The organism is Streptomyces sp. NPDC060028 (assembly GCF_042736725.1).
Classification (GTDB): Bacteria; Actinomycetota; Actinomycetes; order Streptomycetales; family Streptomycetaceae; genus Streptomyces.
On sequence record NZ_JBHWVJ010000035.1, the window covers coordinates 60,394 to 72,843 of the forward strand.

9 protein-coding genes are annotated in these 12,450 nt (G+C 74.0%); 2 read left to right on the forward strand and 7 right to left on the reverse strand.

The window, feature by feature from the left end; translation table 11 throughout:
• Both ACFWBF_RS19365 and ACFWBF_RS19370 read right to left on the reverse strand, forming a co-directional pair.
• Positions 1–1,416 (reverse strand): ATP-dependent helicase (locus tag ACFWBF_RS19365; protein ID WP_385602991.1); only part of this gene is annotated, 1,416 nt, incomplete at its 3' end.
• 207 nt (positions 1,417–1,623) lie between these two features.
• A complete protein-coding gene (locus ACFWBF_RS19370) occupies positions 1,624–1,962 on the reverse strand; it encodes an MGMT family protein (protein ID WP_385602993.1) in 339 nt (112 codons plus the stop codon).
• Between the two features lie 152 nt (positions 1,963–2,114).
• On the opposite strand from ACFWBF_RS19370, the gene ACFWBF_RS19375 reads away from it, so the two are divergent.
• Together ACFWBF_RS19375 and ACFWBF_RS19380 are read left to right on the forward strand one after the other, a co-directional pair.
• Positions 2,115–4,940 carry a lysylphosphatidylglycerol synthase domain-containing protein gene (locus tag ACFWBF_RS19375; protein ID WP_385602997.1) on the forward strand — a complete coding sequence of 942 codons (2,826 nt, stop codon included), beginning with the start codon at positions 2,115–2,117 and terminating at the stop codon, positions 4,938–4,940.
• 99 nt (positions 4,941–5,039) lie between these two features.
• Positions 5,040–6,590 (forward strand): alpha/beta hydrolase, encoded by a 1,551-nt coding sequence (locus tag ACFWBF_RS19380; RefSeq protein WP_385602999.1) that lies wholly within the window; start codon positions 5,040–5,042, stop codon positions 6,588–6,590.
• Positions 6,591–6,643: 53 nt separating this feature from the next.
• Here ACFWBF_RS19380 and moeZ read toward each other — a convergent pair whose 3' ends face one another.
• From moeZ to ACFWBF_RS19405, 5 genes are all read right to left on the reverse strand, one after another.
• Entirely contained in the window at positions 6,644–7,822 is a 1,179-nt protein-coding gene (moeZ, locus tag ACFWBF_RS19385) for an adenylyltransferase/sulfurtransferase MoeZ (protein WP_385230601.1), read from the reverse strand.
• A 63-nt stretch (positions 7,823–7,885) separates the two neighbouring features.
• Positions 7,886–8,641: a spherulation-specific family 4 protein gene (locus tag ACFWBF_RS19390; RefSeq protein ID WP_385603002.1), complete on the reverse strand. Its 756-nt coding sequence runs from the start codon at positions 8,639–8,641 to the stop codon at positions 7,886–7,888.
• Positions 8,629–9,642, reverse strand: coding sequence for an NAD-dependent epimerase/dehydratase (locus ACFWBF_RS19395; protein ID WP_385230595.1), 1,014 nt, complete (start codon positions 9,640–9,642; stop codon positions 8,629–8,631). The genes ACFWBF_RS19390 and ACFWBF_RS19395 overlap by 13 nt, the downstream gene beginning before the upstream one ends.
• Positions 9,643–9,750: 108 nt before the next feature.
• A complete protein-coding gene (locus ACFWBF_RS19400) occupies positions 9,751–10,680 on the reverse strand; it encodes a hypothetical protein (RefSeq protein WP_385603005.1) in 930 nt (309 codons plus the stop codon).
• Positions 10,677–12,260: a DUF3492 domain-containing protein gene (locus ACFWBF_RS19405; RefSeq protein WP_385603024.1), complete on the reverse strand. Its 1,584-nt coding sequence runs from the start codon at positions 12,258–12,260 to the stop codon at positions 10,677–10,679. The genes ACFWBF_RS19400 and ACFWBF_RS19405 overlap by 4 nt, the downstream gene beginning before the upstream one ends.
• Positions 12,261–12,450: the final 190 nt, after the last annotated feature.

Consider the following 12,450-nt stretch of genomic DNA (forward strand, 5'->3'; position numbering starts at 1 on the left):
GGCGGAAGCAGGGCCCGCCCCGGCGGCGGGGTTCGGGGCGGGCGGGACCGTGGAACCCCCCGGGAGGGGCAGGGCGGCGGTGGCTGTCGTGCGCAGGGCCGTCAGGAGGGGGGAGACGGCGGGTTCGTGGCGCAGGGGGGTGTCCGCGCCGTCCGTCTCGGCCGGGACTCCCGCCGAGATCAGGGCGCGGCGCATCGTCGGCAGGGTGCGGCCGCCGGCGCGGACCAGGACGGCCATGTCCCCCCACGGCACGCCGTCCTCCAGGTGCGCCCGGCGCAGGATGTCGGCGATGTTGTCCAGCTCGGAGCCGGCCGTCGGGTACGTGAACACCTCCACCCGCCCGCCGTCCCGTACGGGCCGCAGGTCGCGGTGGGCGCGGACCGCCGCCGCCGGAAGGCGGGGCATCGGCATCCGGGCCGTCAGCTGCCGGGTCGCCGCGAGCAGGCCCGCGGACTGCCGGCGGGAGACGGTCAGCGCGCGCACGGCGGCGCCCGGGAACGCGCCCTCGAAGTCGAGGATGTTGTTGATGTCCGCGCCCCGGAAGGCGTAGATCGACTGGTCGGGGTCGCCGAAGGCGACCAGCGTGCCCCCTGGCCCGGCCAGGGCGCGCAGCAGGCGCAGCTGCGAGGCGTCCGTGTCCTGGAACTCGTCCACGAAGATCACGTCGTACGAGGAGGAGAGCGCCGGGGTGCGTTCCGCCAGCAGCACCGCACGGTGCAGGAGTTCCGCGTAGTCCAGCGTGCCCTGGAGGTCCAGGACGTCGAGGTACTCGGAGAGGAAGGCCGCCGCCGCCTTCCAGTCGGGGCGGCCGATCCGGTGGGCGAAGTCGGACAGGGCCGCCGGCCCGAGGCCCAGCTCGCGCGCGCGGGCCAGCACGGCGCGGACCTCGTCCGCGAAGCCGCGGGTCGTCAGCGCGGCCCGCAGGTCGTCCGGCCAGCGGATCGAGCGGAGCCGGCGCTGGCCCTCAAGGAGGGTGCGGACCATCACGTCCTGCTCGGGCCCGGACAGCAGCCGCAGCGGATCCGCGAACAGGTCGGTGTCCTGGTGGGCGCGGACCAGCCCGTAGCAGAAGGAGTGGAAGGTGGTGGCCTGCGGGGCGCGCGCGCCGCCGAGGCGCAGGGCGGCCCGGTCGCGCAGTTCCACGGCGGCCTTGCGGCTGAAGGTGAGGATCAGGATCCGGGCGGGGTCGGTCCCGGCCTCGACGCGGGCCGCGGCCGCCTCGACCAGCGTGGTCGTCTTTCCGGTGCCCGGTCCGGCCAGGACGAGCAGCGGTCCGCCGGTGTGGTCAACCACAGCCTGCTGCGCTGCGTCCAGCACAGGAGGATCCACCTGTTCCGGCCCGGTGCGCACGAGGCGGTACGCGTCGGGGGTCCGCGTACGCCGCCGCTCGGCGCGGCCGGAGGAAGAGGTGTTCACGTGAGGTGCCGGTCCTGGTGGGTCTGCGGTTGCTGGTGCTGCTGGCGTTGCCGCGACGGCCGAAGCCGAAGCCGAAGGGGCAACGCTACGGCAACCGGCGCGCGGTGCGCAGTTCCCTCAGGGGTGCCGTCCGGCCCCCCGGGTAGCTCGTACGGGCCTTCGCACGTCCCTTCGACCGCCCGTTCGGGCCGCGCATGGCCGAAGCTGTCAGGTGTGACCTTCGTCCTGTCCGGCGGCTCCGTCCCAGCGGGCCCGCCGCATGTCCAGCCGCGGTTCGCCGGCGCCGGTGAGCCGCAGCGGGGTGGCCTCGGCGCGGTAGTTCTCCAGCGCGCGCCGCTCGCTGCCGGGCAGAGGGCGGCCGTCCGCCCGCACTACGCGCCACCAGGGCACGGCTCCTCCGTACAGGGCCATGACGCGGCCGACCTGGCGCGGTCCTCCCTCGCCGAGCCACTCCGCGACGTCGCCGTACGTCATCACCCGGCCGGGCGGAATCCGCTCGGCCACCTCCAGTACCCGCTCCGCGTACGCGGGCAGCTCCTCGCTCATTCAGCACAGGGTGCCGCACCCGTGCCGGCGAGCGGACGACAACCCCTCGGAAGCTTTGGTTCCGCACCGGCACGCACCCTGATGCCCCGCACGCCCGCCGGTCCGTGCCACCATCTTCCGGGCGGTGACTGGTGATACGTGATCAAGAAGAGATGGAAGTGACGGCGAAGGAGCAGGGTGTGAGCCCTCCGAACGGCGCGGCGCGGGGCGGGGACGCGTGCCCGGACAACGGCACGCGACACCCGGATCCCGCCGGCGACCCGGACCCGGGCCCGGGCCGGGACTCCGGCGCCGAGCCGCACCCCGACGCTGCCCAGACCCCGGACCGGAGCCCGACCCCCGCCCCGGCCCCCGAGGTCTGCGCCGAGGCCGCGGCGGACCCGCACCCCGACGACCCGCACGGCCACACCCCGACGGCGGCCGACCGCGTCGAGGTGGACGAGCCGCTGCTCGCCGCCCGCGTGCACCGCCCCTCGGACCTCGTACGCCTCCTGGCCGGCGTCCTCGGCATCGCGGTCGTGCTCGCCCTCGCCGCCTTCGCCCACGGCACGACGGCCGGCCTGGAGCAGGACATCAGCAAGGGCACCGGCCAGGCGCCGGACCTGCTGATCAAGGTCGCGGGCCTGGTGTCCTCGATCGCGGTGCTCCTCGTCCCCGTGGCCTTCGCCATCGAGCGGCTGATCAAGCGCGACGGACTGCGCATCGCCGACGGCGTGCTCGCCGCCGTCCTCGCGCACGGCGTGACCCTCGCCACCGACCTGTGGGTGTCCCAGGCCGCCCCCCAGACCATCCAGGACGCCCTCACCCGCTCCGCCGGAGCCGGCGGGGCCCTCACCGATCCGGTGCACGGCTACCTCGCGCCCGTGATCGCGTACATGACCGCCGTGGGGATGACCCGCAGGCCCCGCTGGCGCGTCGCGCTGTGGGTGGTCCTGCTGCTGGACGCCTTCGCGATGCTGGTCAGCGGCTACACCACGCCCTTCTCGATCATCCTGACGGTGCTGATCGGCTGGAGCGTCGCGTACGGAACCCTGTACGCGGTCGGCTCGCCGAACGTCCGGCCCACCGGACAGCACCTCCTCGCGGGGCTGCGCCGGGTCGGCTTCCAGCCGGTCAGCGCGATGCGCGCGGAGGCCTCCGAGGGGGACGGCTCCGACGCCGGCGACCGGGGGCGGCGCTACCACGTCACCCTGGAGGACGGGCCCGCTCTGGACGTCACCGTCGTGGACCGCGAACAGCAGGCCCAGGGCTTCTTCTACCGGGTCTGGCGCCGGCTGACCCTGCGCGGGATCACCACCCGGCGCAGCATCCAGTCGCTGCGCCAAGCCCTGGAGCAGGAGGCCCTCCTCGCCTACGCCGCCATCGCGGCCGGGGCGAACGCGCAGAAGCTGATCGCCACCTCCGAGCTGGGCCCGGACGCCGTGATGCTCGTCTACGAGCACCTGGGCGGGCGGAGCCTGGACGCGCTGCCCGACGAGGAGATCACCGACGAGCTGGCCCACAACGCGTGGGAGCAGGTACGGGCCCTGCAGTCGCGCCGGATCGCGCACCGCAGGCTCACCGGGGACGCGCTCGTGGTGGATCGTTCCGGCAAGGTCATCCTCACCGACCTGCGGGGCGGCGAGATCGCGGCCGGCGACCTGGTGCTGCGGATGGACATCGCACAGCTGCTGACCACGCTCGGCCTGCGGGTCGGCGCGGAGCGGTCGGTGGCCTCGGCGGTGGCGGTGCTCGGGCCCGACGCGGTGGCGGACTGCCTGCCGCTGCTCCAGCCGATCGCGCTGAGCCGCTCCACCCGGGCGACCCTGCGCAAGCTCGCGCGGGAGCGTGCGGACCGGGAGCGGGAAGCCGTACTGGAGTCCTCGCGGGCGGCGAAGGCGGCGCGCGGGGCGGGGACGCCCTCGACCAGCCCCGCGGCCGAGCGCAAGGCCGAGAAGCGGGCGCTGGACGACGCCCTGGACGAAGCGCGGGAGGAGGACCTCCTCAGCCAGATCCGCCGGCAGGTGCTGCTCATCCGACCGCAGGCCCCGGTGGAACCGGCCCGGCTGGAACGGATCCGGCCCCGCACCCTCGTGTCCTTCATCGCGGCCGCCTTCGGTGCCTACTACCTGCTCACGCAGCTCGCCGACGTGAAGTTCGGGACCCTCATCGGGGAGGCCCAGTGGGGCTGGGTCGGGGCGGCGCTCGCCTTCTCGGCACTCAGCTACTTCGCCGCCGCGATGAGCCTGCTGGGCTTCGTACCGGAACGGGTGCCGTTCCTGCGGACGGTGCTCGCACAGGTCGCGGGCTCCTTCGTGAAGCTGGTGGCCCCGGCCGCGGTCGGCGGCGTCGCGCTGAACACCCGCTTCCTCCAGCGGTCCGGGGTGCGCCCCGGACTCGCGGTGGCGAGCGTGGGCGCCTCGCAGCTCTTCGGGCTGGCCAGCCACATCCTGCTGCTGCTGTCGTTCGGCTACCTGACCGGGACCGAGAAGACCCCGGAGATGACCCCGTCCCGGACGGTCATCGCCGGTCTGCTGACGGTCGCCGTACTGGTGCTGGTGGTGACGGCGGTGCCGTTCCTGCGGAAGTTCGTGGCGGACCGGGTGCGGGCGCTGTTCGCGGGCGTGGTGCCGCGCATGCTGGACGTGCTGCAGCAGCCACAGAAGCTGGTGACCGGCATCGGCGGCATGCTGCTGCTGACCGGCTGCTTCGTGATGTGTCTGGACGCCTCGATCCGCGCCTTCGGGGGCGGCCAGGCCATCAGCTACGCGAGCATCGCGGTGGTCTTCCTCGCGGGCAACGCGCTGGGGTCGGCGGCGCCGACGCCGGGCGGCATCGGCGCGGTGGAGACCACGCTGACGCTGGGCCTCGTCGCGGCGGGTCTGGACAAGGAGATCGCGATCTCGTCGGTGCTCCTGTTCCGCACGATGACCTTCTGGCTGCCGGTCCTGCCGGGCTGGATCTCGTTCAACTTCCTGACGCGCAAGGAAGCCATTTAGCTCCGCTGGTGTACCGGGGGCCGGCGCGGGCCCAAGCGGGGGCGACCCGTTCGGCTCATGGCGCGGGCGGCCGACGCGCCGGGCGCACAGGATGGGGACATGCCGAGAAACGCCCTTCGGATCACCGCTGCCGCCGCCCTCGCCACCGCGCTGCTCACCACCAGCGCCTGTTCCGACGGCGGGGGGAAGGACAAGAAGACGAAGGACGCGAGCGCCCAGAAGGTCAAACCCCTCAAGTGGGGGGACTGCGAGGCGCCCACCGCGGACGAGGGCGGCGGGCAGACACCCGGCAAGGACTGGAAGTGCGCCACCCTCGACGTGCCGCTCGACTACGCCAAGCCCGAGGGCGAGACCATCCCGCTCGCCCTGATCCGCGCCGAGGCCCGCGACAAGAAGAACCGCATCGGGTCCCTCGTCTTCAACTTCGGTGGCCCCGGCGGCTCCGGCATCGGCACCCTGCCCGGCGCGGCCAGCGAGTACGCGGCCCTGCGCGAGCGCTACGACCTGGTCAGCTTCGACCCCCGCGGGGTCGGCCGCAGCGCGCCCGTCCGCTGCGAGGACGACAAGCAGCTCGACGCCTACTACGCCTCCGACTCCACCCCGGCGACGCCCGAGCAGGAGAAGAGGTTCGTCGACAACATCCGGAAGTACCAGCAGGCCTGCAAGGAGAACTCCGGCCAGGTGCTCCCCCACGTCGGCACGGAGAACGCCGCCCGTGACCTGGACCGCATCCGCCAGGCCCTCGGCGACGAGAAGCTCCACTACTTCGGCATCTCCTACGGCACCGAGCTCGGCGGGGTCTACGCCCACCTCTTCCCCAAGAACGTCGGCCGGGCCGTCTTCGACGCCGTCGTCGACCCCACCAAGACCTCCGAGGAGGGTGCGCTGGGCCAGGCCAAGGGCTTCCAGCTGGCCCTCGGCAACTTCGCGCAGGACTGCGTGAACCGCGGCGACGCCTGCAGGCTCCAGGGCAGCACCGCCAAGGAGATCGAGGACAACGTCATCAAGCTCCAGAAGGACCTGGCGCTCAAGCCGATCCCCGCTGCGCCCGGCCGCCCGCTCACCGAGAGTTCGGCGACCAACGGCATCGCCCAGGCCCTGTACTCCAAGGAGCTGTGGCCGCTGCTGGAACAAGGGCTGGACGAGGCCGACGGCGGGCAGGGCCAGCTGCTCCTCGCCCTCTCCGACGCGCTCAACGGCCGTGACCAGCAGGGCAAGTACAGCAACATCGGCGCCGCGAACACCGCGATCAACTGCGCCGACTCCAAGGAGCGTTACACCCTCGCGCAGACCAAGTCCAAGCTGCCGGGCTTCCGTTCGGCCTCGCCCGTCTTCGGGGACTTCCTCGGCTGGGCCATGATGAGCTGCACCGACTGGCCGGTCACGGGCGCCTGGGACACCCCGGACGTGTCCGCCCCGGGGGCCGCCCCGATCCTGGTGATCGGCAACACCGGCGACCCGGCGACCCCGTACGAGGGCGCGCGCAAGATGGTGGAGCGGCTCGGCCCCGGCGTCGGCGTGGAGCTCACGTACAAGGGCGAGGGGCACGGCGCGTACAACAGCGGCGACAAGTGCGTGCAGCAGGCGGTGAACTCCTACCTGCTGGACGGGAAGGTGCCGGGCGCGAACACCGTCTGCCCCGCGGCCTGACACACGCCGAAGGGGCCGTACCGCGTGAGCGGTACGGCCCCTTCGGTGCGCTGCTAGTAGACCGGCTTGTCGGGCTCGATCTGGTGGACCCAGCCGATCACGCCGCCGCCGACGTGCACCGCGTCCGAGAAGCCCGCGGACTTCAGGACCGCGAGGACCTCCGCGCTGCGGACGCCCGTCTTGCAGTGCAGCACGATCCGCTTGTCCTGCGGCAGGTCCTGGAGGGCGGTGCCCATCAGGAACTCGCCCTTGGGGATCAGCTTCGCGCCGGGGATCGAGACGATCTCGTACTCGTTGATCTCGCGGACGTCGATGATCTCGATGGGCTCGTCGGTGTCGATCCACTCCTTGAGCTGCTTCGGAGTGATCGTCGAGCCGGCGGCCGCCTCCTGGGCCTCCTCCGACACGACGCCGCAGAAGGCCTCGTAGTCGATGAGCTCGGTGACGGTCGCGTTCGGACCGCAGACCGCGCAGTCGGGGTCCTTGCGGACCTTGACCTGGCGGTACTGCATCTCCAGGGCGTCGTAGATCATCAGACGGCCGACCAGCGACTCGCCGACGCCGGTGAGGACCTTGATGGCCTCGGTGACCTGGATGGACCCGATGGACGCGCAGAGCACGCCCAGCACGCCGCCCTCGGCGCAGCTCGGGACCATGCCCGGCGGCGGGGGCTCCGGGTAGAGGCAGCGGTAGCACGGGCCGTGCTCGGACCAGAAGACCGAGGCCTGGCCGTCGAAGCGGTAGATCGAGCCCCACACGTACGGCTTGTTCAGCAGCACGCAGGCGTCGTTGACCAGGTAGCGCGTGGCGAAGTTGTCCGTGCCGTCGACGATGAGGTCGTACTGGCTGAAGATCTCCATCACGTTCTCGGCTTCGAGCCGCTCTTCGTGAAGGACCACGTTCACGTACGGGTTGATGCCCAGCACGCTGTCACGGGCCGACTCGGCCTTGGAACGGCCGATGTCCGCCTGGCTGTGGATGATCTGGCGCTGCAGGTTCGACTCGTCGACCTCGTCGAACTCCACGATGCCCAGCGTGCCGACGCCGGCCGCGGCCAGGTACATGAGGGCGGGCGAACCGAGGCCGCCCGCGCCCACGGCCAGCACCTTGGCGTTCTTCAGGCGCTTCTGGCCGTCCATCCCGACATCCGGGATGATCAGGTGGCGGGAGTACCGACGGACCTCGTCAACGGTGAGCTCAGCAGCTGGCTCTACCAGGGGTGGCAGCGACACGGGGACTCCGTAGATGATTAAGTCTTAACGGTGGTTCTTCCGGTAACACTGCCACGCCCTTCTTCATTCCGAGACACCCGGTCCGATCCGCGAGACGATTTCGTCCCAGTACCCGGGCATCGATGCCCAGGGGTCCCGGTCCCCTGCCCCGGGCCGGTCCGTGAACCAGATGGTCCCGGCGCCCTGCCAGCGGGCGATCCGGACCGCCTCCTCCAGATGTGTGCGGGGCACCCCGTGGACGAGGTGGCAGAACCGCTCCGCCGGATGTTCCGCGGTCCACTCGGCGACCTGGGACCAGCGGTAGTCGGCCCAGGCCCCCGAGAAGGTGACCAGTTGATCGGCCACCTCCGCGTAGCCCTCGTACGGGTGGGTGCCGTGCCCGAGCACGATCCGCAGGTCCTCGCCGAGCCCGCGCAGGGTGTCGGCCACCCGGCGCACCGCCGCCAGGTCCGCCCTGTCCGCGGGGGCTCCGGCCAGGTAGAAGCCGCCGACCCCGTACCAGTCCCGGAAGCGGTGGGCGTCGGAGACGAGCTCGCCGAAGGACCGCGAGCCGTCTCGCACGGCGAGATGGCCTAACACCGTGCCGCCCGCCCCGCGCAGCTTCGCGGCGGCCTCGGTGCAGTGCGGGTCGGGCCGGCCGCCCGGGCCGTCCGTGACGTTGAGGACGGCCCAGTGCAGCGGGGTTCCGGGACGGGTCAGCTCCGCCCACTCGACCGGTGCGAGCAGCGGGTGCGCGTACCCCGGGATGCCGAGGCCGAGCCGGCCGGCCTCGGTCGCGGCCGGCGCGGCGATCCCCGGTGGGGTGGTCAGATGCGGCACGCCGCCTCCATCCAGATGTCGGCGAGGGATTCCTCCAGGTTGATCCGGGGCCGCCAGCCGAGCCGGTCCCGGGCGGTGCGGACATCGGCCTGCTGCCAGGCGCCGCAGCCGTCCGGGTAGGGGTACGGGGGCGGGGCCGTCGCGGCGGCGAGCTGTTCGGGCGTCGCCTCGGAGCGCGGGGAGCCGATGGCGGCCAGGCCGGCCGGGCGGCCCGGGTGCGCGTGCGGCTGCTGCGATCCGCCGTGCGGGACGTCCAGTTCGTGCAGGGAACCGCCGTATCCGGCGACCCGCGCCAGTACGGCTGCCGCGTCGCGCAGCCGGACGGCGCGCCCGGTGCCGATGTTGACGACCCCCTGGGCGGCCGACAGCGAGGCCGCGTGCACGGCCCGCGCCACGTCCCGTACGTCCACGAAGTCCCGCTGTACGCCGAGCCCGCTGAGCTTGAGCTCGCCGTCCCCGGACTGCATGGCGCGCCGCATGGCCTCGGCGAGCCGGCCGAGCGGGGAGCCGGCCGGGGTGCCGGGGCCGACGGGTGAGAAGACCCGCAGGACGACGGCGTCCAGGCCCGAGCCGAGCACCAGCTCGGTGGCGGCCAGTTTGCTCACCCCATACGGTCCGCCGGGTCTGGGCACGGCGTCCTCGGCCGTGGACGAGCCGGGCTGGCTGGGCCCGTACTCGGCGGCGCAGCCGAGCTGGACGAGCCGGGCCCCGCAGCCGCTGCGGCGCAGCGACTCGCAGATGGTGGCGACGGCGACGGTGTTGTGCCGGGTGAGCTCGCGGGCGCCGCCGCGGGTGGCGCCCGCGCAGTTGATGACGACGCCCGGGTGGACGGCGTCGAGGAACCGGGTGAGCGCGCCGGGGCTGCCGGTGGCGAGGTCGAAGCGCACGTCGGCGTCGTCGCCGCGGCCGAGCGCGGTGAGCTGGACGGCGGGGTCGGCGAGGAGGCGGTCCGCGACGTAGCGGCCGAGGTATCCGTTGGCTCCGATCAGCAGCACCCTCATCGCGCGTCCCCTTGGTTGGTTGGCTGGCCGGTCATGTCCTGTTTCTCCTTGCTGGCTGGGTGGATTGGGGTACGACGGGCGCTTCGGCGTCGGCTCCGAAGGGCGGTCCTAGGGACGGGCCGCGTGTGCCGACGCCCGGGAGAGCGCGAGCACCGCGTGTACGAGGAGCCCTGCCGCCGCGGCGAGCGGGGCCGCCGGGGTCGGGAGCAGGGCGAGGACGAGGGCCGCGGCGACGGGCCCGCGCGGGGCGCCGTGCGCGAGCAGCAGCCGGGTCAGGAACAGCAGCACCGCGAGCGGTACGGCGGCCCCGAGCGGTGCGCCGGCGAGCGCGGCCGCCCCCGCGGCGGCCGCGGTGAAGAGCACGACGGCCCCGAGCAGCAGCGGGCGCACCCCGTCGGCGAAGTCCTCCAGGGCGCGGCTCCCGGCGAGCCTGCGCCGGGCGCGGGCGGCGAACACCGCGGCGGCCAGGTGCCCGGGGGCGACGGCCAGGGCGAGGGCGACGCCGAGGGGGACCCCGTGGCGGTGGCCGGCCCACCCGACGGCGGCCGCGGCGAGCAGGTGGAGCAGTACCGGGAAGCGGCCCCCGGCGGCGGTCCGGCCGGGCCACACCAGGGCGGCGACGGTGCCGAGCGCGGCGGCGGCCCCGGCCCAGGGCATGTGGGCGGCGGCCGCGCCGAGCGCGAGGGCGCCGGGCAGCAGGGCGTAGCCGAAGCCCCGTAGCGCGCGGGGCCCGACGGCGGGACCGGCGGGCGCGGCCTGCGGGACCTCACCGCGCGGGGTGCGGGCGTACAGCTCTTCGGCGAGGGAGAAGACGTCCCGGTGCCGAAAGCGCGTGGCGGTGCGGTCGGTGATGCCGTGCGCCTCCAGTCCGGCGGCGATCTCCAGCGCGTCGACGGCCCGCTCGCACAGCTCCCGGTGCCGGTGCAGCAGCGCCTTGACGGGGTCGCCGCGCCGCCGCCCGGCGTTCGGGGCCCCGCCGGTGTTCGAGGTGCGCAGCCCCGGCAGCGGCGCCGCACCCGTGATGTCAGGGGTGGTCATACCGTCGCCTCCGCGGCCCAGGTCGGGCTGGTCCAGTGGCCGGGCACCCGCGCCTCCGCGGGCTGCGCGAAGGGGACCTCGCCGTCCGGCCGCGCCGGTCCGTTGGCCAGCAGGTGCAGGTAGATCTCCTGGAAGGCATTCACGTTCTGCTCGACGGTGAAGAGCTCCTGGGCCCGCGCCCGGGCGGCCGCGCCGAGCCGCTGCGCCCGCTCGGGGTCCCGCAGCAGGGCGAGGCAGGCGTCCGCGAGCGCCCGGGGGTTGCGGGGCGGGACCACCAGCCCGGTGCCGCCGATCACCTCGCACACCGCGCCGACGTCCGTGGACACGGTGGCGCGGCCGCAGAACATCGCCTCGGCCAGGGTGATCGGGAAGCCCTCGATCACGGAGGACAGCACGACCACCCGCCCGGCGCCGTAGGCGTCGGCGGGCGACGGGGCCTCGGGTCCGCCGATCTCCTCGAAGGTGACCGGGCTCTCCCCGACCGTGACGGCGTCGGCGGCCTCGTCGGGGAACAGCTGCGCGGCCAGCGAGCGGCAGTCGGAGAGGTAACCCGGCGCCACGGCCGTCGCGAAGATCCGCAGCCGGGTCTGCGGCTCGGCCCTGCGCACCTCGGCGAAGGCGTGCAGCAGGGCGATCAGGTCCTTGGCCGGCTCTATCCGGCCGACCCAGACCAGGGTGTCCGGGTCCCCGCACCCGGGGTCCTCCCCGACGGTGGCGAATCGGTCCGCCTCCATCCCCGGGTAGACCGTCCGCAGCCGCGCCCGCGGCGCCCCGCACCGCTCCTGCCAGCGCCGGGCGTGGGCGTTGCCGGGGGTGAGCAGGTCGGCCCGGGCGTAGATCTCGCCGGCCAGCCGGATGTGGAAGGCGGCGAGCAGGGCCCGTACGGCGGGCCGTTCGTCGGGGCTGTGCTCCAGGTACTGGGCGCGGAGCTGGACCCCGTACTCGGTGACCAGCAGCGGCACCCCGAAGAAGCGTTTGGCCAGCAGCCCGGGGAGCGCCGCGACCCCGCCCGCCGCGGCGTGGCACACGTCGACCGCGCCCAGGCCCCGCTCCCCCTGCTCCTCGTACCAGTCGAGGGACAACGGCCGCAGCCTGCGCTCCAGTTCGTCCACGAAGGCCAGCAGGTCCGGCACCTGCGCCGCCTGTACGGCCCGGCTCGCGCCCGGGGCCCGGCAGGCCGACTCCACCGCTCGCACGGCCGTCTCGGAGCGCAGGGCCGCGTACAGCCCGCCCTGCTCCCCGGCGAGTTCGGCCAGGCCGTACAGCCCGGCCGCGAAGGGCTCGGCCCCGCCCGCGCAGATGCCCCGGACCAGGGTGGTGAAGCAGTCGGCGAAGCGCCGCCGCTCACGCCGCGAGTAGCTGCGCCCGTCGTCGGCGGGGGCCCACAGGGGGGCGGTGCGGACCCGGGTCACGTGGTCCGGGAGCGGCACCCGGCCGCGCTCCTCCTGTTCGGCGCTGCGGCTCAGTGCGTAGAGCTCGAACTCGTGTTGCGGGAGCCCGCGCACGAGCCGGTCGCACCAGAGCCTGGCCTCTCCCGTCGCATACGGATAACCACCTTCCGTGAGCAGTCCGATCCGCACGAGTGGCACCCCCGATCTCCCGTTTGGGCGGTCGCCGTCGGTCCGGCGACCCGCCGCGGAAGAACTCAAGCGGATCTGCCGAAGGCGGGGCGGGCGGGTGTGGGGGGGGGCCCCCCGGGGGGGGGTGGGTGGGATAATTTGCCGGCGGGTTGGGGTAGAGGACGCCGGAAAAAGGCCCGCCCCCCACCGG

Coding starts and splice junctions, on each gene's coding strand:
- ACFWBF_RS19370 (WP_385602993.1), bottom strand. CDS start 1,962: ATGAGCGAGGAGCTGCCCGCGTACGCGGAGCGGGTACTGGAGGTGGCC.
- ACFWBF_RS19375 (WP_385602997.1), top strand. CDS start 2,115: ATGGAAGTGACGGCGAAGGAGCAGGGTGTGAGCCCTCCGAACGGCGCG.
- ACFWBF_RS19380 (WP_385602999.1), top strand. CDS start 5,040: ATGCCGAGAAACGCCCTTCGGATCACCGCTGCCGCCGCCCTCGCCACC.
- ACFWBF_RS19395 (WP_385230595.1), bottom strand. CDS start 9,642: ATGAGGGTGCTGCTGATCGGAGCCAACGGATACCTCGGCCGCTACGTC.
- ACFWBF_RS19400 (WP_385603005.1), bottom strand. CDS start 10,680: ATGACCACCCCTGACATCACGGGTGCGGCGCCGCTGCCGGGGCTGCGC.